This is a genomic window from Psychrobacter phenylpyruvicus DSM 7000 = NBRC 102152, assembly GCF_000685805.1.
Classification (GTDB): domain Bacteria; phylum Pseudomonadota; class Gammaproteobacteria; order Pseudomonadales; family Moraxellaceae; genus Psychrobacter; species Psychrobacter phenylpyruvicus.
In genome coordinates, this window is sequence record NZ_JMKP01000036.1 from 1 (window position 1) to 22,826 (window position 22,826).

The 22,826-nt window shown below is 43.3% G+C and carries 17 protein-coding genes, 2 tRNA genes and 1 pseudogene; 14 read left to right on the forward strand and 6 right to left on the reverse strand.

The annotated features are described in order from the left end of the window. Positions 1–279 (forward strand): integrase core domain-containing protein (locus G561_RS14555; protein ID WP_155954127.1); only part of this gene is annotated, 279 nt, incomplete at its 5' end. A 28-nt stretch (positions 280–307) separates the two neighbouring features. Here G561_RS14555 and G561_RS14560 read toward each other — a convergent pair. Next, positions 308–730: a hypothetical protein gene (locus G561_RS14560; RefSeq protein WP_037032334.1), complete on the reverse strand. Its 423-nt coding sequence runs from the start codon at positions 728–730 to the stop codon at positions 308–310. A gap of 121 nt (positions 731–851) precedes the next feature. Continuing rightward, positions 852–2,099, reverse strand: a complete 1,248-nt coding sequence (locus tag G561_RS14565) for an LD-carboxypeptidase (protein WP_081794460.1) — start codon at positions 2,097–2,099, stop codon at positions 852–854. 548 nt (positions 2,100–2,647) lie between these two features. Here G561_RS14565 and hemB point away from each other — a divergent pair. Further along, entirely contained in the window at positions 2,648–3,658 is a 1,011-nt protein-coding gene (gene hemB / locus G561_RS0111410) for a porphobilinogen synthase (RefSeq protein ID WP_028859679.1), read from the forward strand. Positions 3,659–3,800: 142 nt separating this feature from the next. Here the strand turns inward: hemB and G561_RS0111415 are convergent, their stop codons facing one another. Then, entirely contained in the window at positions 3,801–4,430 is a 630-nt protein-coding gene (locus G561_RS0111415; protein WP_028859680.1) for an OmpW/AlkL family protein, read from the reverse strand. A gap of 370 nt (positions 4,431–4,800) precedes the next feature. Between G561_RS0111415 and G561_RS0111420 the strand changes: the two genes are divergently transcribed. The 5 genes from G561_RS0111420 to argB all read left to right on the forward strand — a co-directional run bounded on the left by G561_RS0111420 (position 4,801) and on the right by argB (position 11,733). Then, entirely contained in the window at positions 4,801–6,840 is a 2,040-nt protein-coding gene (locus G561_RS0111420; protein ID WP_028859681.1) for a UvrD-helicase domain-containing protein, read from the forward strand. A 170-nt stretch (positions 6,841–7,010) separates the two neighbouring features. After that, positions 7,011–8,402 (forward strand): magnesium transporter, encoded by a 1,392-nt coding sequence (gene mgtE, locus G561_RS0111430; protein WP_028859682.1) that lies wholly within the window; start codon positions 7,011–7,013, stop codon positions 8,400–8,402. Between the two features lie 97 nt (positions 8,403–8,499). Further along, complete coding sequence (gene dut, locus G561_RS0111435) at positions 8,500–8,964, forward strand: dUTP diphosphatase (protein WP_028859683.1); 465 nt, start codon at positions 8,500–8,502, stop codon at positions 8,962–8,964. 97 nt (positions 8,965–9,061) lie between these two features. After that, positions 9,062–10,732 (forward strand): phosphomannomutase/phosphoglucomutase, encoded by a 1,671-nt coding sequence (locus tag G561_RS0111440; RefSeq protein WP_028859684.1) that lies wholly within the window; start codon positions 9,062–9,064, stop codon positions 10,730–10,732. Positions 10,733–10,821: 89 nt separating this feature from the next. Next, positions 10,822–11,733 carry an acetylglutamate kinase gene (gene argB / locus G561_RS0111445; protein ID WP_028859685.1) on the forward strand — a complete coding sequence of 304 codons (912 nt, stop codon included), beginning with the start codon at positions 10,822–10,824 and terminating at the stop codon, positions 11,731–11,733. A 221-nt stretch (positions 11,734–11,954) separates the two neighbouring features. On the opposite strand, the gene G561_RS0111450 is transcribed toward argB, so the two are convergent. After that, positions 11,955–12,323, reverse strand: a complete 369-nt coding sequence (locus tag G561_RS0111450) for an ArsC family reductase (protein ID WP_028859686.1) — start codon at positions 12,321–12,323, stop codon at positions 11,955–11,957. Positions 12,324–12,560: 237 nt separating this feature from the next. Between G561_RS0111450 and leuS the strand changes: the two genes are divergently transcribed. From leuS to G561_RS0111485, 7 genes are all read left to right on the forward strand, one after another. Beyond that, positions 12,561–15,218, forward strand: coding sequence for a leucine--tRNA ligase (gene leuS / locus G561_RS0111455; RefSeq protein WP_028859687.1), 2,658 nt, complete (start codon positions 12,561–12,563; stop codon positions 15,216–15,218). Positions 15,219–15,221: 3 nt separating this feature from the next. Beyond that, complete coding sequence (locus G561_RS0111460) at positions 15,222–15,914, forward strand: LPS-assembly lipoprotein LptE (RefSeq protein WP_028859688.1); 693 nt, start codon at positions 15,222–15,224, stop codon at positions 15,912–15,914. A gap of 3 nt (positions 15,915–15,917) precedes the next feature. Next, positions 15,918–17,000, forward strand: coding sequence for a DNA polymerase III subunit delta (gene holA / locus G561_RS0111465; protein WP_028859689.1), 1,083 nt, complete (start codon positions 15,918–15,920; stop codon positions 16,998–17,000). A gap of 237 nt (positions 17,001–17,237) precedes the next feature. Continuing rightward, positions 17,238–18,644 (forward strand): permuted SH3 domain-containing protein, encoded by a 1,407-nt coding sequence (locus tag G561_RS0111470; RefSeq protein WP_028859690.1) that lies wholly within the window; start codon positions 17,238–17,240, stop codon positions 18,642–18,644. A gap of 204 nt (positions 18,645–18,848) precedes the next feature. Then, positions 18,849–20,852, forward strand: coding sequence for a MacB family efflux pump subunit (locus G561_RS0111475; RefSeq protein WP_037032331.1), 2,004 nt, complete (start codon positions 18,849–18,851; stop codon positions 20,850–20,852). Positions 20,853–21,029: 177 nt separating this feature from the next. After that, positions 21,030–21,105 (forward strand) — tRNA-Lys (locus G561_RS0111480). 215 nt (positions 21,106–21,320) lie between these two features. Further along, positions 21,321–21,396 (forward strand) — tRNA-Lys (locus G561_RS0111485). 95 nt (positions 21,397–21,491) lie between these two features. Here the strand turns inward: G561_RS0111485 and G561_RS0111490 are convergent. Continuing rightward, the gene (locus G561_RS0111490; RefSeq protein WP_028859692.1) at positions 21,492–22,271 is read right to left on the reverse strand and encodes an MBL fold metallo-hydrolase; all 780 of its coding nucleotides are present in this window, start codon (positions 22,269–22,271) and stop codon (positions 21,492–21,494) included. A 276-nt stretch (positions 22,272–22,547) separates the two neighbouring features. Further along, positions 22,548–22,826: pseudogene (locus tag G561_RS0111495) on the reverse strand (hypothetical protein); the annotation flags it as partial.

Sequence of the window (22,826 nt, forward strand, 5' to 3'; positions counted from 1 at the left end):
GAGCAGGGTATTGCTATCAGTATGGATGGTCGCGGTAGGGCTCTGGATAATATCTTTGTGGAAAGGCTTTGGCGGTCAGTGAAGTATGAATGCGTGTATTTGCGACAGTTTGAGACAGTCAGTCAGGCAAGAGCAGGTTTGAAAGAGTATTTCGAGTTTTACAATCATGAGCGTTTACATCAGTCGCTCGATTACCATACTCCTGCACAGGTTTATCTGGCTAACAATAGTTCGGATAATGAATCGTTTTATCAACCCAATTCTATCTTAATTTTATGATAATTTGGTCTAGACATTGGGGAGTACGTTACTTGTCTTTATTAGAACCTTCTTGCTTGGACTCATCTTCTGAGTCATCTTCATTAGACTTCTCTTCGTCTTGTTCTGAATTAGCTTCTTTATTAGAGTCATCTTCTTTATCTGAGCTGGCTTTTGACTCTTCTTTTTCTGTAGAGGTTTTCTTATCAAAGCCCTCTTCTTTAGACTGTTCTTCTTTGGCACTATCTTGTTTAGAATCATCTTGTTTAGAATCGTCTGCACTAGATTCTAAATGTTGATCTTTATTAAATTCTTCAAAATCGCCATCCTCATAAATAACCTTATCACCTTTGACAACCTCCACTTCTACCGCTTCCTTGTTTGCTGGAGCTTCGGTTGTATTCTCAAGAGACTCTAGCGCTTGGTTTATATTGTTATTTGAGTTTTTACTATCGTTAGATTGGTTTGACATGTAACAGTTTCCTTTTTTTAATAATTATTTATCATTTATTATGATAGCCCACTGAGCCTCTAGCATTAGTGCTTTAATGTAAAAAATTATGCTTGATACGTTAAGATTTCTTATTATTAAATTAGCTCCACAGCCCTTCCGGATATATCAGCTCTCTATCAATGATAGGATAGCCCTCAAACTCAAGAGTAATGCCTGAAGCGGTTGGGGTTAAATGGCACATAGCCCCTAAAGGAAAGCTTTGCTTACGAGCCACGTGCCCAAAAGGGAATCCGGTATATATAGGCAAACCAGTGACTTGACTCAAATGCTCAATCACTGCGGACAAATTATAACGGGCATCATAACTGTCTTCTCCGGCTCCACTAAACGCCCCTAGCACAATGGCTTGCTGATTTTTGAAAGCCCCTGATAGATATAAACTATAAAACATCCGCTCTACTTGATAGGGTTGCTCACCCACTTCTTCCAAAAATACAATTCCCCCTTCAGGACTGGGCAGATAAGCACTGCCTGCCAGCGCAGAGACCACACTTAAGTTACCTCCCCATAAAATGCCACTAAGCGGTGTGGCTAAAGCTACGTTTTGTTGTGGCAAGTTAACCTTAAGGTTTGGATTAGTCAGCGCTTCCACAAAGCCCTGGCAACTGACTATATCTGGCTCCCTCTTACCAAACTCGGTATATAACATGGGGGCAGCCAAGCTACTCATATTACCTTGTGCCAATAAAGCACATTGTAGAGCGGTAATATCACTAAACCCTGCCAAGATACTGCCCTGATCTTTCATTACCCTGCCCAAACTCTTCCAATCAACCGATTCTAGAATCCGCATGGCGCCATAGCCACCTCGTGCAGCCAGTAGCAATTTGGGTACCGCTATAGCCCCTGTGGCCATATTTTGTAAATCACTGGCTCGCTGTTGATCAGTACCCCCAAAGCGTAAATACTGACGACGGCTAATCTCTGGGTTTTGCACATCAAAGCCGGCACAAGTTAGACGCTGTAACCCTAAGATATTGCGGCTGTCATCAACACCAGTATTGGAGCTGGCAAAGATGCGGGTGGGTATGCTCGGTGATTTGCACTGGCTCAAGTTTTTTATTGAGTCAATAGAATTGGTATTATCATTAGTTGTGGTTATTAAACTACTGGCTGCCAAAGAGCTATTGGAATGAAGCAACCCTAACCCTCCTATGCCTAAAGTGGTAAGTTCTAGAAATCGTCTTCTATTTAATGGGGCTGACTGAGCTTTATTGCTTTCATTACAGTTACCTTCACTGCGATTACTATCACTACAGTTATTATCACTCCGATTAGGATCACTGCCCTGTAGTTTAAAGCTTCCTAGGGTTTCATCTTCACTCATAACCATCTCTTAATTGTTTATTTATCAATTGCTTATTTATTAGTTTTTGACATTATTTATTATGCTTTATTTATAGATAGAGTCATACCTAAGCTCGAATTGTATATAACTCCCCTGTGCTTAGCCAATGCCGTATTCGTTAAACTGATGGTGATGATAGCTTTTATCAACTTGGCTAAATGTTTTAGTTTGCCATAATAGTGACTTATAGCCCTAATTGTAGGTAGCGCTTTACAGCCTTGGATTGTAGTTGCTTATTATTTTTAGTAATCCTTTTTTATTAAATCAGCTGTTTATTAAATCAGCTTTTTGTTGGATTAAGACTTTGGTTATAACTTGTATCATTTCTTGAACCCAAAACATACCTAGCCTTGCGTTATAATAGCTATTGGGATAGCTAATTTAAGAATAATAAAAAGATCTATAACCACACTTATTCTGCTTTTCATCCCTAAAAAATATTTCTGGTAGTACCTATCTTTTGGCAGTCACATCGTACTGCCCTACCTTTTTCGTTCCTTAATTCGTTGAAGTTATTAGGACTTATTATGAGTTATATATTTAATCGTACTTACCCTCACACTCGTTTACGCCGCTTACGCGTTCATGACAATGTTCGTGCTATGGTCCGTGAAGTTGAGCTGCATCCTAAGCACTTAATTGCGCCTGTGTTCGTACTTGATGGTGAAAATCAGCGTGAAGCTGTCGCTAGTATGCCTGGTGTTGAGCGTTTATCGATTGACTTACTGGTTGAGTATGCCAAAGAGCTTTTAGCAGAAGGCGTAACCACCATTGATATCTTCCCTGTTATCGATGCTAGCCTAAAAACTGAAGATGGCCGTGAAGCGTACAATCCAGATGGCTTAACCTGCCGTGCCGTTCGTGCTATCAAAAAAGAAGTCCCAGGCATGGTGGTTATGACTGACGTGGCTTTAGACCCTTACACCACTCATGGTCAAGATGGTCTGTTAGACGAATCAGGCTATGTGGTGAATGATGACACTGTTGACGTTCTGGTTAAACAAACCCTAGCACACGCTCGCGCAGGGGCAGACATCATCTCTCCAAGTGACATGATGGATGGCCGTATTCTAGCTATGCGTGAGGCACTGGAGGAAGAGGGCTTTGTGAATACCGCCCTTATGGCTTACTCTGCCAAATACGCTTCTGCTTATTATGGCCCGTTCCGTGATGCAGTAGGCAGTGCGGGTAACCTTAAAGGTGGCCATAAAAAGCAATATCAGATGGACTTTGGTAACCGCGCCGAAGCCTTACATGAAGTTGCTATGGATATCAATGAAGGCGCTGATATGGTAATGATTAAGCCAGGTCAACCTTATCTAGATCTTATCCGTGAAGTAAAAGATACCTTTGGTGTGCCAACCTTCGCCTATCAAGTTTCTGGTGAGTATGCGATGCACATGGCCGCCATCCAAAATGGCTGGTTAACTGAGGACGTTATCCTTGAGTCACTGCTTGGCTTTAGACGTGCTGGCGCTGATGGCATCTTAACTTACTTTGCACTAGAAGCTGCTAAGAAATTAAATGCTTTAAGATAGCCTCTGATAGTGAAAGCTTATTCAGCATCAAGCTAATTAAGCATAAAAAAACCCCCGTATCTAATTGGATACGGGGGTTTTATTTTAGTCTGCTTATTTAATATTTAATTAGGGTAAGCCGACTTAATTTAACTAGCCTCTATTAGAAGCGTTTTACGTAAGAGATGCCATATACCCATGGGTTGATCTCTGCTGTACCAATATCATTGCCATTTAATTTCACATCTGGCTCAAGGTCAATGTAACGAGCATCGATACGAACGGCATCTGTTGGGTTAAGTTTGAAGTCTAAACCCACGTGACCGGCTACACCCCAGTTGTCTTCAATTTCTAACTTAGAATCCTTTCCGTCATAAATGCGCTCTTTGAAGAAAGTAGTATAGTTCGCACCCACACCGATAAATGGTTTCACATTCGCATGTACATTATCAAAGTGGTATTGTAGTGATAATGTTGGTGGTAAAAGCTGAGTTTTAGCTTTAGTTACATTACCAGCTGCATCTTTCAAATCAATGTCATGATGGAAAGGAAGAGCTGCTAACAACTCAATACCCACGTTGTCTGCTACGAAGTACTCTGCAGTAATGGTAGGACGTACGTCATAATCAACTTCAGTCTTAAAAAGACCTTCTGCAAGGGTACCGTTATCACTATCTGGATCTACATAACCGGCACCAACACCCACAGTCCAAGTACCTGCAGTTTCTGCCATTGCAGTCATGCTTAGACCCGCAGCTAAAGCAGCTATTAACAATGCTTGACGTTTAATCATATTATCCTCAACTTAGTTGTTTAAGTACTGGGTAAAAATGCTAAATTTACTTCAATAAATCAATGCGTCTATCCATCGAAATCAAAGCGTTAGAATTTTGCTCTTATCTAACTCCATAGTTGTATTATATTACAAAGCCTTACGTAGAGTAAGGTCTTTCTAATAAAAAAAACGACTTCATAGTCGAGTTAATAACCGCTCAATAAGTTTGCATAGATTTGGTTGTGATTTTAAAGCGAACCCCTATAATAACCACTCGGTAATTTTACAGTTTTTAAATTGTTTTTAATCCCCTAATCATCAGTTAAATAACCCTCTAATTCAGTCTAGTTATCCAATCTCTATCGTTAGTAATATAAAAAGGTGTGCCATGAGTAAGCTTAACCCCAAACAACAAGAGGCCATGACTTATGTGTCTGGTCCCCTCCTCGTTTTAGCGGGTGCAGGCTCAGGTAAGACTTCGGTAATTACCCAAAAAATCGCTTATCTTATTCAGCAATGTAATGTCCCGGCTGAACGTATTACTGCGGTGACCTTCACCAATAAGGCGGCTCGTGAGATGAAGGCACGTGTCTCATCCCTCATGCCCAAAGAGAAGACCCGGGGTCTTACGGTGTCGACGTTCCACCAATTTGGACTACAGTTTTTGCGTTATGAGCTGCTACACACCCCATTAAAGGGCAACTTCTCCATCATGGATGCCGACGACAGTAAGCGTCTGCTGATGGAGCTGATGATGCGTGACAACTTATCTGGGGCAGAAAGTCGTGAGCTGGTAGGTAAGGCTATTAAGTTTATTTCTGACTGGAAAAACGATCTAATCGAGCCAGATAAAGCGATGGAGACATTAGACGACCCAGAAGATATGATTTTTGCCAATCTTTATGCTTTATATGAGCGTAACTTACGGGCTTATAACGCCGTCGACTTTGATGACTTAATTGTCCTACCAGCCAAGATATTACGTGAAAACCAGCAGCTACGTGATAAATGGCAAAACCGTATCCGCTACTTACTGGTTGATGAATATCAAGATACCAACACCGCTCAGTACGAGCTGATTAAGCTTATTGTTGGTCCAACTGGTAAATTCACCGTGGTGGGTGATGATGACCAATCTATTTATGCTTGGCGCGGGGCACGTCCTGAAAACATGGCGCTACTAAAAGAGGACTTCCCAAAGCTTAAAGTGATTAAGCTTGAGCAAAACTATCGCTCGACCAACCGCATTTTGAATGCAGCCAACACCGTGATTATGAATAACGAGCATTTATTTGAAAAAGCGCTGTGGTCGGATAAAGGTCAGGGTGAGAAAATCCGCATTATTAATTGCCGCAACGATGATGATGAGGCGGAGCGTGTGGCCAAAGAGATTGTGGCTCATAAGCTACGTAACGGCAATGAGTGGGAGCAATACGCAGTCTTGTATCGCAGTAACTTCCAAGCTCGGATGCTTGAAGCTCAGCTGCGACAGTTCCAAGTGCCTTATAAGCTATCTGGAGGACAGTCCTTCTTCGCTCGTAGTGAAATTAAGGACGTTATGGGCTACCTGCGTCTGATCCTAAATCCAGAAGATGACAGTGCTTTTTTACGTATCGTCAATACCCCAAAGCGTGGTTTAGGACCAGCCACCTTAGAGAAGCTAGGGCTATTTGCACAAGAGCATAGTATTTCTCTGCTCGCCTCTTGTACACATGGCGGTCTGCCTCATGTCCTACCAACCAAGGCTTACAGCACCTTAAAGGAATTTGGCGACTTTATTGAGCACTATACTCGCGAGCTTGATCAGCACCCAGACCCAGTACCCCTAGTCCGGCAGATGATTGATGAAACTGGCTACATCGACTTTGTGCGCAGTGACTCAAAAACACCGCAGCAAGAAAAAGGCCGTCTCGATAACATCGAAGTACTGTATACCAGTATCCAAGCCTTGATTAACCGCGCTGAAGATGACGATGACAAAACCATTGATGCGGTCATTCGTAAGCTGGTACTGCTCGATATGCTAGAACAACAGCAAGAAGAGGAAAATACCAACAAGGTTAACTTAATGACCTTACATGCGGCCAAAGGCTTGGAGTTTGATTTCGTCTACATTATGGGGCTAGAAGAAGAGCTGCTGCCACACCGTAACTCTATCATTGCTGAAACCATTGAAGAAGAGCGCCGCTTAATGTACGTGGGTATTACCCGTGCCCGTCGTGAGCTGACTCTAACTTTGGCCGCTCAGCGCCGTGGAGGTGGTCAGATGCGCACCACCACTCAAAGCCGCTTTTTAGAAGAGTTACCTGAAGAGCATCTAGACTGGCCGGCCAATGCTAAGAAGAAAAAAGCTGAGCGTGACCCTACGGTAGTCGCCAATGAGTATATGTCTAATATTAAGGCACTGCTAAAAAAGAAAAATATGTAAACCAATGCTTGGGGCTAACCAAATAACAGATAGCCCCTACAAAGGCCAAAAAATATTGTAAAATATCACAAAAATGGCAGGAAGCGTTCCTGCCATTTTTGCTTTTAGGGGTTTAGTTTTATGCCCCTTGCTCTTCACCTTCTCTCTCATCAAGCAATCTAAGGGCCGCTATGTCTACTCAAACTGAGCATAAAGTCAAACCAGAACCCCTCTCAGAAAGCTATGATCGCGCTGAAGACAAACTTATTTATTTACAAAGGCTAGTAGCAGACAAAGATCTGACTACTATGGCTGAGTTCTTAAATGAACAAACTGAATATGAAATTGCCAGCCTATTAGAGTCCTTTCCTCACGATGCCCGCCAGCTGATTTGGGAGCAGGTGCCCGTCGATATAAAAGGTCAGGTTCTGGCTGAAGTGGTCGATGACATTCGCCCCTCATTGATGGAAAACATGCAAGCAGAAGAGATTGAAACGCTTGCTGAAGACTTAGATGCGCAAGACATTGCTGAGATTTTAGACACGGTTGATGACAAGGTTCGCTCTGAGGTAATGTCTAACCTTGATGAGGACATTCGCCAGCAGGTCAGCCAGCTTAATACTTATGAAGAGTATGAAGTCGGTGACTATATGGACCCAGATACCATTCAGATTCAAGGCAATATTACTTTGGAAGAGGTCCAAAACTGGCTGCGTCAAGATGAGGATCTGCTCGATGATGAAACCCAAGAGCTCATCGTCGTTGATACCAGCCATCAGCTGCTAGGTCTATTAAGCTTGGTGGACCTGATTAAGTATCCGCAACAGTCTTTGGTTGAGCAGTGGATTGATCCTGCTATTACTATTAACGACAGAATGGACATTCAAGATGCGGCTGCGGTATTTCGCTCCTCCGACATTCGCTATGCTCCCGTCGTTAATAGCTTCGGCGAATTGGTGGGTCAGCTCAACGCTGAGGACATCATGGAAATTATCCAAGATGACGTAGACAGCACCATGAAGCACTTAGCCGGTGTGAGCGATGATGAAGAGCTGTTTGCTCCCATTTTACGTAGTGCTAGGAGCCGTAGCGTCTGGCTCGGCATTAACTTATTAACGGCACTACTCGCCGCCTCAGTTATTGGACAATTTGAAGAGGTACTGGCACAAGTAGTCGCTTTGGCAGTATTAATGCCAGTCGTCGCCAGTATGGGCGGTATCTCTGGTAGCCAAACGCTAACTGTGGTTATCCGCGGTTTGGCAATGGGTCAAATCGGGGGTTCTAACCGCTTATGGCTAATGAACAAAGAGCTGTGGGTGGGTGCCATCAACGGGGTAATTTGGGCCTTGATTATGGCTGGCATTGCTCAGCTTTGGTTCCATGATCCGAAGATCAGTTTAGTAATTGGCTGCGCTATTGCCATTAATATGACTGCAGCCAACGTAGCTGGAATCGGCATTCCGCTATTTTTGAAGCGTCTAGATATTGACCCTGCTCTATCAGCCTCAGTTATTTTAACCACAGTCACTGATATCGTTGGCTTTATGTCCTTTTTAGGCCTAGCCAGCTGGTTAATTCTTTAACCATTAGCTTTTTTGCAATTGATTTTAAAAAAAGATGAATTAGACTGGGTGCACTTTAATGTCTATATGGCTAAAACCACAAAATAATGGATAAATTATGAATTCTGTACAAGTTAAAATTCTAAACCCAAAAATCGGTACTGATCCCAATTTCCCTATGCCCACTCGAGCTACAGATGGCTCAGCAGGTATCGATTTGCGGGCCTGCATTGATGAGCCTATTACTATCAAGGCCGGTGAGACACAGCTTATCGGTACCGGCATGGCGATCTATATCGCTGATCCTAACTATGCCGGCATCATCCTACCTCGCTCAGGCTTAGGCCATAAACACGGTATCGTCTTAGGCAACCTTGTGGGTCTAATTGACGCAGATTATCAGGGCGAACTAATGGTGAGCATCTGGAACCGCAGCGAGAATGATTTTGTGCTAAACCCTGCAGAGCGCATGGCACAATATATGGTGGTCCCTGTGATGCGTCCTGAGTTCGAGATTGTCGAAGAGTTCAATGAGCTAAGCTCGCGTGGTGCAGGCGGCTTTGGTCACTCAGGCCGTCAATAGCTTCAAGCCACTCGTTTACAATGCAATAGCTTAAAAGAACTATTATTATAAATTTATAAAGCTATAATGATGGTTTGTTGAAATTTGGAACCTTGCTTTGTCATTGACTACCTTTAACGACCAACGTACCCTTTTCAAAGCTTATGATATCCGTGGTGAACGTCAATTGTTTACCACCGAGTTCATGACCGCATTAAGTCATGCGCTTGCCCGTCACTTTGTAGAGCATGGTAATGCCAGTCAGGTAGTCATTGGCTTTGATGCCCGTCATCACAGTGAAACCCTTGCCAAATACATGGCTTCTAGCTTTGAAGCTCATGGCTGTGAGGTCATTTGGTTGGGCTTAGTGACCACACCCTTGATGGCTTTTTGGGCCAATCAATATCAAGGCCACGGGGTTATCGCCACTGCCAGTCACTCAGAACCGCATATCAATGGCCTGAAATGGCTGCTTAATAGTCAGTCTCCAAGTAGTGAGCAAATCCAGCAACTGTATCAGCAGCTATTATCTGACCCCTCTATTTATAGCGACAAGATTGCAGACAAAACTTCGGCTACCCCTAAGCCAAATCAACCCTTGCCAAGACAGATTACTTTATCCCGTCAAGAGGTGTTAACCCCTTATATCAACAAAGCGGTTGAAGCGCTTGATAGTATCAATAAATCACGTTTCAAGGTGATAACCTCTGCCCACCAGCCCAATACCGAGTCCGTAGGTTCTGCGCTGAAGATTGTCATTGATTGTTTAAATGGCTCTACTGGCCTATTTGCTAAAGAATTTTACCAAGCACATCCCTCTTTGTGCTCAGAAGTTATCATACTTAATGCCAATGTTGACGGCGACTTCCCAAAGGGCAATCCAGACCCCATGGAATACAATCGCCTCCATGAGTTGTCTGCAGCCGTGTTGCAACATAAGGCTGATCTAGGGTTAAGCTTCGATGGTGATGGAGATCGCTTGATGGTAGTCGATAGCAGAGGTCAGCCGTTGGTAGCAGATCACTTATTATATCTGCTGTCTCGAGTAGCCATAGAAGACCACTTTGCATCTAACACTTGCAGTCACCCCGATTCCTGCACCCCGACCGTTATCTTCGATGTGAAGTGCTCCCATCATCTACCTGCCTTGATAAACCAAGCTGGGGCGCAAGCACAGATGAGTAAAACGGGTAGCAGTATCTTACGCCGCACCCTGCAAGCTAGACAAGACAGCACAGATTCGCATAGCTTATTTGCAGGCGAACTGTCAGGACACTTTATCTTTAATGACGGCCACTTTTTATTGCATGATGATGCCATGTATGCAGGGTTACGTCTATTAAACTGGCTGCATCTTCAGCCTATGAATTTAGCAGAAATCATCGATACTTTGCCGCAAATGGTTAGCACCCCAGATGTTTATCTGCCTTTAGCCGATTACTCTTATAGCGTGTCACAAGACACCACTTGCCCTGACTTGGAACAGGGTTCGCAGCCGATATTAAATAAGCTATCAGCACTGTGCCAAAAGCTACAAACCGGTATAAAAGATTTACCTCCCTCATTGCCAGCAGATGCTCGACTGACCTGTATTGACGGCTTACGCTTAGATTTTAGCTATGGCTTTGGCATTATTCGCTCCTCAAACACCAGCAATAGTTTGACAGTGCGCTTCGCCGGCAACTCTCTATCCGATTTAACCCAAATACAAGGTTATTTCGTCCACCTGTGTCAGTCTATCAATGAAGATTTGGCCAATCAGGTAGCCAATATCCAGGTAAATCAGTAGAATAATAAAAGTAATTTGAACTGTTTGTTTAAGTTCAAAAGCCATTTATTTAAATTCACGGCCTTTCAAAGTATAAAAAAGAGTCTCTCATGTCCTTAAATCTAGCCCAAGCCAAAACCACTGCTCAAGTATTAACCACTGCCCTACCCTACATTCAGCGCTTTGAAGATAAAATCATTGTGGTGAAGTACGGTGGCAATGCCATGACCGATCCAGAGTTAGAAAGCTCTTTTGCTCGTGATATCGTCCTGTTAAAAACAGTTGGCTTACACCCTGTTGTGGTACATGGCGGAGGACCACAAGTAGATAACTTACTAAAAGAGCTGGGCCGTGTATCAGATCGAATTGATGGCATGCGCGTTACTACCAAATCTACTATGGACGTGGTAGAGATGGTGTTAGGCGGTAGTGTTAACAAGTCTATTGTCAGCCTGATTAACAAACATGGTGGCCGCGCTATTGGCTTAACGGGTAAAGATGCCAACTTAATTCGTGCCAAAAAGCTACTTATGAGTAAGACTGACGAGCAAGGCAATAGCAGTGATATCGACTTAGGCTTTGTGGGTGAAGTGGTGAGCGTCAATAAAGATGTGATCATGATGCTTATTGGCTCAAATTTTATTCCAGTCATTGCCCCAATTGGTGTGGATAAAGAAGGCAATAGTTACAATATTAATGCTGACTTAGTGGCTGGCAAAGTGGCTGAATTTCTACATGCTGAGAAGTTAATGCTACTGACCAACATCAAAGGGGTTATGAATAAAGAGGGCAAAGTAGTAACCGGACTGACTCCGAAAAAAGTCGACGAAATGATTAAAGACGGCACCATTTCAGGCGGTATGATTCCAAAGATACAGTGTGCCTTAGATGCAGTACTTGGTGGCGTAAAAAGTGCGGTTATCGTCGATGGCCGTGTGCCCAACGCTACCCTACTTGAAATCTTTACCAATGAAGGGGTGGGTACCTTAATTAGCCGTGATTTAGAATCTGCTTTAAGCTAATTAGCCATAGGATTTATCAGTGTTATCACTTATTAATCTGATTAGTTATCCATTATTGATAGCTGGTTTTTGAAAAATAAAAGGGCATCTGCAATGGCAATGCCCTTTTGTTTTATGATAGTTCCAAGATTCTATGACAGGATTAATAATTTATAATCACTGTAATTTAAAACTTAGGTAGCTTAAAGTTTAGGTAACTTATAGCTTAGGTAAATTAACGCTTAAGCGGCAAATGCCTGCTCAAAGTCCGCTTCATTAAAGCCGCAAAGTAGCACTTTATTGCCTTGAGCTTCGCCTTCTACGATGGGGCGTTTAATCATACTGGTATTTTCAACCAATAGCTCAATCGCTGTATCGACGTCGGCATCAGCCGCTGCTTTTTGTTCATCAGTCAATTTACGCCAAGTGGTCCCTCTTTTATTAAGTACTTTCTCAATACCCAGCTCGTCGACCCAGCGCTGAACACTTTGCTTATCGATACCTTGCTTCTTATAATCGTGGAATTGATAGTCAATACCAAGCGCCTCTAATTTTGTGAACGCTTTTTTCATAGTGCTGCAAGATTTAATACCATAAACTGTTATTGTCATTTACATCTCCTGTTGTTTTTATAGCCATTATGTCGCAAAAAAAGTTTTAACAAGCTTAATAGTTAATACTTTATAAAGCCAGTGCAAGCCAATATACGGTTAAAATTAGTGCTTACCATCGCAATTTTGGTCAATTTAAGCTATTCTATCGTATCTGAATTTTCTTATTATTAACTACGTTACTCATTACGATTTTTTTATTCAAACTTTTAAAAAACATCTAACTTAGAGCCTATTATGAGCACCACAGCAACTGAACAGAACCATTCAAACCATTATCAACCAAAGCAAATCGAAGCGGCACAACAAGCTAAGTGGGAAGCGGATAAACGCTTTGAGGTCAGCAATGACATCAGCAAAGATGAGAAAACCCGTTATATGCTATCTATGTTCCCTTATCCAAGTGGCAAGCTGCATATGGGGCATGTTCGTAACTATGCTATCTCAGATGTTCTCAGCCGTTATTATCGCTTAAAAGGTGAGCAAGTTTTACAACCTATGGGTTGGGATGCGTTTGGTATGCCTGCAGAGAACGCAGCCATTGCCAACCAAGTTGCCCCAGCAAAGTGGACCTTCTCTAATATTGATAATATGCGCACTCAGTTAAAGACATTGGGTCTATCAATTGACTGGTCACGCGAATTTGCTACCTGTACTCCTGAATATTACCGCTGGGAACAATGGTTCTTCCTACAGCTGTACAAAAAAGGCTTGGTCTATAAAAAACTAGCCACCGTAAACTGGGACCCAGTAGATAATACGGTACTGGCCAACGAACAAGTTATCGATGGCAAAGGCTGGCGTAGTGGCGCTCCTGTTGAGAAGCGCGATATCCCTATGTACTACTTCAAAATCACAGATTATGCCGACGAGCTACTGGATGATTTAGAGCAGCTAGAAGGACAGTGGCCAAGCGATGTTATCACTATGCAGCGCAATTGGATTGGCCGTAGCCAAGGTATGGAAGTTCACTTTCCCTACAAAAACAGTGATGATATCAGCACCCTAGATGTGTTTACTACGCGCCCTGATACCTTAATGGGTGTTACTTATGTGGCTGTGGCTGCTGAGCACCGCCTAGCCAAATTAGCCGCTGAACAAAATCCCAAAATTGCTGAGTTTTGTGAGCAGTGTAAAAAAGGCTCTGTGGCAGAAGCTGACCTTGCCAAAGCTGAAAAAGTGGGTATGGATACTGGTCTGACGGTTACCCATCCTCTAACGGGTAAAGAGATCCCTGTTTGGGTAGCCAACTACGTACTAATGAGCTACGGCTCTGGTGCGGTAATGGCGGTTCCTGCTCATGATGAGCGTGATTTCGAATTTGCTAGTAAATACAACTTACCTATAAAGACCGTGATTGAAACTCCTGAAGATCATGAAGGCGCTTACACTGAGCGCGGTATTTTAGTTAACTCAGGTGAATTTGACGGTCTAGACTTTGACGGCTCATTTGAAGCCATGCTTGCCAAGCTTGAACCGCAAAACTTAGCTTCACGTAAGATTCAATATCGCCTACGTGACTGGGGTGTATCACGTCAGCGTTATTGGGGCTGCCCAATTCCAATGATTAACTGTGAGTACTGTGGTAACGTTCCTGTGGACGAAGCAGACTTACCTATCAAGCTACCAACAGACGTAGTGCCTGATGGCCGTGGTAACCCCCTAAAAAACATTCCTGAATTTGTTAACACCACTTGTCCTAAGTGTGGTGGCCCAGCCGAGCGTGAGACCGATACCTTTGATACCTTTATGGAATCAAGCTGGTATTACGCCCGCTTTGCAAGCCCCAATGATGACACCCAAATGGTTGATAAGTCAGCCGCGGACACTTGGCTTCCTGTCGATCAGTATGTGGGCGGCGTTGAACATGCGGTAATGCACCTATTGTATGCCCGCTTCTATCATAAGCTAATGCGTGATGAAGGTTTGGTATCAGGCGATGAGCCTTTTAAGAACTTACTGACTCAAGGCATGGTATTGGCCGGTACCTTATATCGCAGTAATGAGGACGGCAGTAAAACCTATTACTTCGCTGAAGACGTTGATATCAGTTACGATGATCGTGGTCAGCCTATCAATGCGACATTAAAAGCAGATGGTAAGCCAGTTACCATCGGTAAAATTGAGAAGATGTCTAAATCAAAAAATAACGGGGTAGATCCACAAGCCATCATTGATCAATATGGTGCAGATACCGTTCGTTTGTATACCCTATTCGCCGCGCCTGCTGATCAGACCTTAGAGTGGTCAGATGACTCACTAAAAGGGCCTTATAACTTCTTGAAAAAAGTTTGGCGTGAAGTGCAATCCCATATTGAGTCGTTACAACAACAAGGGGTTAGCGCTACTGAGTTACCCGCTATTTCTGCTATCGATAGCAATGAGCTTGACAGCTTAGCAAAAAATCTACGCCGTAAGACTCACGAGGTTATTGCCAAGATTGATAATGACTTAGGTGATCGTCTATCGTTAAATACGCCAGTATCAAGCTTAATGGAGTTGGCTAACGAGATTGGTACTTTTATTGCCAAAAACAAACAAGTTAACACCACCACACTGGCAGTACAGCATGAAGCCATTACTACCCTGCTGACTATCTTGTCTGTTTATGCCCCGCACATTGCAGAGCATCTGCTTGAAGAGCTGGGAATAGATACTCTGAGCTTGACTTATCCTACTGCTGACAAATCAGCATTGGTTCAAGACACCATCACCATGGTGGTTCAGGTCAATGGTAAGGTACGCGGCAAGATGGAAGTGGCGCCTAATAGCGACCCTGAAACGCTTAAAGCACAAGCGAAACAAATCGAAACTGTAGCTAAGTATCTAACGGGTGAGATTAAAAAAGAGATCGTTGTGCCTAATAAGCTGGTTAACATTGTGGTGGTAGGATAAATCATGACCAATCTATTAGCCCAGACTAAAGCTGGTAATGTTGCCACAAATAAGCGTGGTGCTCTATGCACTGCGCTATTAACAGCGGCATTAGTGGCAACGCCGCTTATGCTCAGCAGCTGTGGTTTTCATTTGCGAGGCTATGACAGTCCTATCACTTATGTGGCGCAAACCACCTCCCTTAGTCTCAATGATAATGACCCCACCAGCTTTCGTCTAAAGCAGCCGCTAACCGAACGTCTGAATGCCGTTGGGGTCAAGGTGGTGGATAGCATTGGACGTCAAATCAATAGCAGTGATAAGCAGTACACTTCTAGTATACGTGTAGATAACGTAAAGCTTAAACGCTACGAATTGGTGGGGGTATTAACCGAGGTTCGCCTAGTGTTGTCTGCAGATGTGTTCTACGAAACGTTGAATAACGATCAGGGCCAGACTAATGAGCCTATTACCGTAAAAAACCAAGTGCAAGTAGAGCGTACTTATCAATTTGATGAAGCTTCAGTCAGTACCGATGACAAACAAGGTAAGCAGATTGAAGAGTGGCTATATACAAACTTAGCCCAGCGCATTACCGATCAATACGTGGCACTAAACTTACCCCGCGTTGCACCAAGTACTAAGCAAGACGACTCTAAGGTTAAAGTATTGGTGCCGACTGATTCTGCCTCGCCTACTACTGAGTCTACTCCCTAAGCCATGGAAGATACTTTTTTAAATGTCTATCCAAAACTTAGTGCTGCTAACGCCGCAAACCCCCTAAACTTAACCGGGTTGTGGTTAGCGCATGGTGATGAGCCTTTGTTACAGCAATGGCTCATCGATGCCATGCGTAACTCTTGGCGAGCACAAAATCTGGCGGTCAAACGCTTAGAATTAGTGTCTAGCAAGAGCTGGCAAGAAGTCATGAGTGAGCTTAATAGCTTATCATTATTTGATGATGCCACAGCCGTTATCGTCACCGGTAACCATAAGCCTGACAAGGCAATGCTACAAGAGCTCACAAGTTTTGCTACTGCGGCCAATAATGGCGACAATCAAAACTGTATGCTATGGCTAACTGGCAAAGTAGATAACCGCTCAAAAAGCAGTAAATGGTATATCCCCTTTGCAAAGCAAGGGCATGTCATTGATTGCAACTTATATAATGAGAACCAACGTCAACAGATGCTAACCTTCCAGTCGCAAAAATTTGGGTTGAACTTATTACCCGAAGCTTGGCAGTTTTTGATGGTGCAAACGGAACATCATCTACTCAGTGCTTATCAAGCCTTATGGCGCTTGTCTTATTTATATTCGCCACAGACCATCTCTCCTAACGAAGCTACTATTGATGACAGCCAATCTGACTCCTCGGATGCAGTGACCGCTACTACCATCGATGTTGAGGCGTTAAAAAATGCTCTAGTCAGTGATGCACAATATAGTGTCTTTGATTTATCCGATGCTATGTTGGCCGGTAATGCCGCTCAAGTAGTTAAGATTATGGAACAACTAAAAGCCACTGAAGAGCCTACTCCCTTAATACTTTGGGCCATTAGTAAAGACATGCGCCTGATTATGCAGCTCATGGCCGGTGAAAATCCACAAAGCATAGGCATTTGGAGTAGTAAGCAATCTTTATATCAAAGTGCTTGTCAGCGTCAAACCCCGCAAAGCATCGCCGATTGGCCAGACATTCTTTATCAGTGTGATAAAGCGGTAAAAGGTATTGTGCGTCAACCTGCTTGGGAGCTTATGTTACAAGCTGCCTTAAGAGTGACAGGACATCGACTATTTTAGTCAGTTGCCTTAGCTTTTTTAGTTAAAGTTATGGTGATGTCTATCTCTAGGACTGCTTATTTCGTTTATCTCCATTTATTTATCTTACCCAGTTATTTATTCTCCCCAAACCAATTCCTCTGCGCGTTTTTATCCTCTTCAACTGTCCTTTGTAACCTTTCTTAAACTTAATACCATAGTCTTTTTATTGTAGTGAGGTATCATAAGCCTATTTAAAATTAGGTTGCGGACTGTGACATGGCTTTTATCTCTAATCAGAAAACTCGCAAGTCTCTCATAAAGTGGAGTCTCATAGCTTTAGTAGTCTTGGCTTTGGGCATACTTTTATATAATAAATTCAAACCCAAAGAAGAGAGCCCAAACTACATTACCACTCCTGCGGAGATTGGAGACATTGAACGTAATGTAATGGCTTCAGGTAAAGTAAAGGCTCTAAACACGGTTGATGTAGGGGCTCAGGTTTCTGGGGAAGTCGTTAAGCTTTATGTAGATGTTGGAGATGAAGTAAAAAAAGGCGATCTCATTGCTCAAATTGACCAAGTCACCCAAAAGAACAACCTTTCTAACCAGCAAGCTACTTTAGAGCAAGGTCGAGCCGGATTACAAAGTGCGCAGGCAGAGTATTATAGCCGCAAAGCAGGGCTAGAAAGCGCCCAAGCCGATCTAGCAAGCCGCGAAGCCGACTTGAAGCAGGCTCAATCTGATTACGCCAGATTACGTCCATTACTCGCAATGGATGCTATCAGCCAACAAGAAGTCGAAAATGCGCGTACCACAGTTGAAAAAGCGCAAGCCAGTGTGGCCGCAGCGAGATCCGCTATCAAAACTGCCCAAGCAGCGCTTATCACTGCTCAGTCAAATATCGCCAGCAGCGAAGCCGACTTACGCAAAGCCCAAACCAACTTAAATACCGCCAGCACTGACTTAGGCTACACCACTATCCGTGCCCCAATGGATGGTACCGTTGTCGCTGTGGTCACCGAGCAAGGGACCACCGTTAACGCCAATCAAGCCGCCCCCACTATCGTGACTTTAGCCGACTTATCAACAGTGCGTATTAATGCCCAAATCTCAGAAGCAGATGTGATTAATGTAAAAGCGGGTATGCCGGTATACTTTAATACCATTGGTGATCCGGACAAAAAATACGATGCGGTATTAACGGCTGTCGAGCCTGCCCCAGAACAAATTAGCTCTACTAGCTCCACCGACTCTGCCATCTATTATATTGGCTACGTTGAAGTACCTAACCCCGAACGCCGCTTTCGTATTGATATGACCGCTCAAGTTTATGTGGTCATCGATAAAGCTGAGAACACGCTAATAGTGCCTTCTGCCGCAATCAAAAAAGGACGAGGCGATAATAATGCTGCAGGTGGCAAACGCTCTGCCAAACAAGGAGCCGATGCGGCTACCAATATCCCTGCTACTAACAACTCTGCTACCCACAATAAAGGTAGCTATGTGCGAGTGTTAAAAGCTGATGGCAGTGTCGAAGACAGACCCGTAACCGTGGGTATCGACAATAGAGTGAATGCCCAAATCCTAAGTGGACTTAAAGCAGGTGAAGCGGTAATTATTGGTGAGAATTCAGGCGGCCTAGGAAAAGAGCAAAGCCGTCGCCGTCGTCCACCTGGAATGTAAGAGGTAGTCTATAAACCTATTAATTACTAGTTACAGACTCCCTCACTTACTATGAATTTATCTTAGGCTATTTCTTTTATTAGCTTTGCCTGAACTGAAGATTTTGCTATGACCACACCCGAGCCGCCAATAAGCAACTCTGTTGCACCCGACCCAGTGCTAAAAAGGACTGCCTCGTCGCCAAAACCGGGGGCAGAGCCTATCATGCAACTTAACGGTATCATCCGTGAGTTTCCTGCTGGTGAGCAAACCATTCGTATTTTGCACGGTATTGATCTCACTATTTATCAAGGTGAAATGGTGGCCATCATTGGTCAGTCCGGCTCAGGTAAATCCACCTTGATGAATATCCTAGGCTGTTTAGACAAGGCCACTGCCGGTGAATACCTCATCTTTGGCAAATCAGTTAAGCAGCTAGATGCCGACGAGTTAGCTAAACTGCGCCGGGAACATTTTGGCTTTATTTTCCAAAGATATCACTTACTTGGCGATATTGATGCTCGGGACAACGTCGCTGTTCCTGCCGTTTATGCTGGAATGGACAATAAGCTACGAGCACAGCGGGCTGAACAATTACTGACGGATTTAGGCCTTGGTGATAAGGTTCATAACCGGCCCAGTCAACTGTCAGGCGGACAACAGCAACGTGTATCGGTAGCCCGAGCTTTGATGAATGGCGGTGATGTCATCTTGGCCGATGAGCCTACAGGTGCCTTGGACAGTAAGTCAGGGAAAGACGTTTTACAAATTTTAAATAATTTAAACAAACAGGGTCATACGGTGATTATGGTCACCCACGACCCCAGCATTGCAGAGCAAGCAGAGCGGGTTATTGAACTCAAAGACGGACGTATAATTGCAGATTACCGCAATGAGCACTTTAACCATTCAGCTCAAACGCAAACCCTAGCCAATGAAGAGACAACAGAAGAAGCAACAGCAGCGTCAGCCAGTTCCTCAAAAGTATTACGCCACAAACAAAAAAGTCGGTTAGGCTCACTAATTGACCGCCTATCAGAAGCTTTCAGAATGTCAATATTGGCGATGCGCGCTCACAAGATGCGTACCTTGTTGACCATGCTAGGAATTATCATTGGTATCGCTTCGGTCGTGTCAGTAGTGGGTATAGGTCAAGGCTCACAGCAGCAAATATTGTCCAACATCAGCTCATTAGGCACCAATACCATCACCGTTATTGATGGTTACCCCTATGGCGACCCCAGACGACAATATAATGATGATAATCTGACGCCAGACGATGCCAAAGCTGTCGCCGATCAACCTTACGTGGTCAGCGTCAGCCCGCAGCTTGATACCAGCGCCAGTGTCCGCTATCGCAATATACAAGAGTCTGCCAGTATCAGTGGTGTGGGTTCAGGCTATCTAGAGGTCACTGGAGAAAAACTGGCACAAGGTCAAAGCTTCGATGAGCAAAGTATTTCCTTACGGGTGCAAGATATCATCATTGATGATAATGCCAAAAGCACTTTCTTTTCAGACATCGCCAACCCCATTGGAGAGGTGCTACTTATTGGCAATGTTCCAGGTCGTGTAATTGGGGTGTTAGAACCAAACGATAATGCATTTGGCTCCTCTAGCGATAGTCCTACAATCTATATGCCCTACACCACTATGATGTCGCGTATTGTAGGCGGGGAAACCATTGATCGCTTCGTGGTGCTTATTGACAATCAAATTTCAACCAGTGCCGCAGAGTCTGCAATTTCAGAGTTAATTGAAGGCCGACATGGGGCTGATGACTTTAGAACCCGTAACTCTGACTCTATTCGTCAAACCATTGAGTCTACTACCAATACCATGACGCTACTCATCTCCTCTATTGCGATCATCTCATTAGTCGTAGGCGGTATCGGGGTAATGAATATCATGCTGGTTTCAGTGACCGAACGTACTAATGAGATTGGGGTACGTATGGCAGTGGGAGCGCGTCAAAGCGATATTATGCAGCAGTTTTTGATAGAAGCTGTCCTAGTTTGTATTTTAGGCGGGGGACTAGGAATCCTGTTAGCGTTTTTGATTGGAGAAGGGATTAATAGTTTAGGCTCGGATAGCTTCAGCGTAATCTACTCCCCTACTTCCATTATTGCCGCTTTTATTTGCTCTACATTAATCGGAATTATTTTTGGTTTCTTACCTGCTCGCAACGCAGCGAAACTTAACCCAGTTGAAGCTTTATCTAGAGATTAAAGCGTTTAGTAACTAGCTACGATAATATAAACGACCATAATCTAAGCTTAAAACCACAAAAAAAACGATTAATATTGAAAAAAATAGAAAAATTTAACATTTAGGGTTGCATTCTCATTTTTGAGGCGTATAATGTGCTCTCACGTTAAGGGGATACAGCAACCCTTTAACTGTTCAGGGCCGATAGCTCAGTTGGTAGAGCAGTAGACTTTTAATCTATTGGTCCCGCGTTCGAGTCGCGGTCGGCCCACCAAATATTTAAAACCCCGATTAGTATAGTCGGGGTTTTTCTTTCAACAGTTTGCCTTAATGTAATTCTTTCTATTGAAGATTCATATTAAATTTAGACTGTTGATAAGATGCCATAAAATTGAAATTATTTTCAAATTTATGTTGCAATCTTAAATTTGATAAGTATAATATGCCTCTCCTAACAAAGAGACAGATTATAAAATCTCTTAAAGTTCAGGGCCGATAGCTCAGTTGGTAGAGCAGTAGACTTTTAATCTATTGGTCCCGCGTTCGAGTCGCGGTCGGCCCACCAAATATTTAAAACCCCGATTAAATCATTTTAATCGGGGTTTTTTCTTGTCATTTTATAAAGCTAACTACTTGGTTGACTCGGTTAAGATAACTATCTCAACTCTGAGCTCGTTTACGTCCAAACTTCAATTGCAATCGCAACATACTCAAACTATGTAATATGGTCATTTTGCGGGGTTCCTTAGGCGTTTTAGCAATAATATCATCATAGTCTTCAGTTTCTAATTTCTGGAATCCCTCATGCGCTAATATCACAGTTTCAGGCTGCAAATCTCTTATCTTTGCAACTGAAGCTCGATAGACATAAGGCAAAGTAATTAATAATGGCGATACAAACCTGGATTTAATCTTCAATATTAAATCTGCAACATAGACTTGGCTAGTTTCAGCATGCCAAAGCGATATATCTCGGTCAGTATGACCAGCAGTTGACAACACTTGCCAATCCTCAAAGTTAGGAATTCTATCGCCATCTTGCACATAGGTGTCTGCATCCATTTCGGGGTCGTACCACAAAGACGTCATCTTTTTTCCCTGACGATGAGCCACATAGTAAGTCAGCGCTAGATCATGAATATGACCAATTTTACCGGTAACACCGTTATACCAAGGCTTATAGTGAGCCGCCGTTACAATTTTGCACCCAGTCTTTTGTTTTAATAGCTCCGCCCCACCGGCATGGTCAGGGTGCATGTGAGTCACGACAGCGGTCTTAAGTTGGCTTATAGGACGTTGTAAAGTGTTAGTGATGTAATCCAATATACTGTCCACATCACAATGACACCCTGTATCCAATAACAGTAACTTATCAGGATATACCGCAAGATAGGTGGTTTGAATATACCCTTCTACAGCTACTATTTTCTCTAAAGTCATGACATTCCTATTCTTTTATTTATAAAAATAATCAGCCATGTTAAACCCTATAACTGCTTTGGTTAAGTCTGCGTATTGACCGATAAGTTTACCTTTTGTTACCAAAATAGTTTTTTACCCATTGTAGCTAAACCAAACAGGGCCCGGAATAAATTAATTAACCTCTACTTACGATTCTATGAATAAGTGATATACCTTAACTACAAAACTTATCAGTATGACATTTATACTAGAGCCTAACGGTGTTTGTCAACATAGTTGTCACCATTTAATGAATTAGGCGACTCTCATCTTATCAATCGATTTTGGCTCTTTTACTGGATTTAAAGTCGTTGGGGGTACAGGTGTACAATCTCTCACCTCTCGGCCACCCCAGCGCGCAGGATTTAATGCTTTCGCACTCTCTATCGTCTGCTTACGATTTGCTAGAATGACTTTATCCTCCCCCATATGGCGCTCATTAGGGGTCACAAATCTAAGCTGACTGTGCTTATGCTCCATGTTATACCAATGAGCAAACCTAAGCACCCAAGCTCTCGCTTCATCAAGACTATT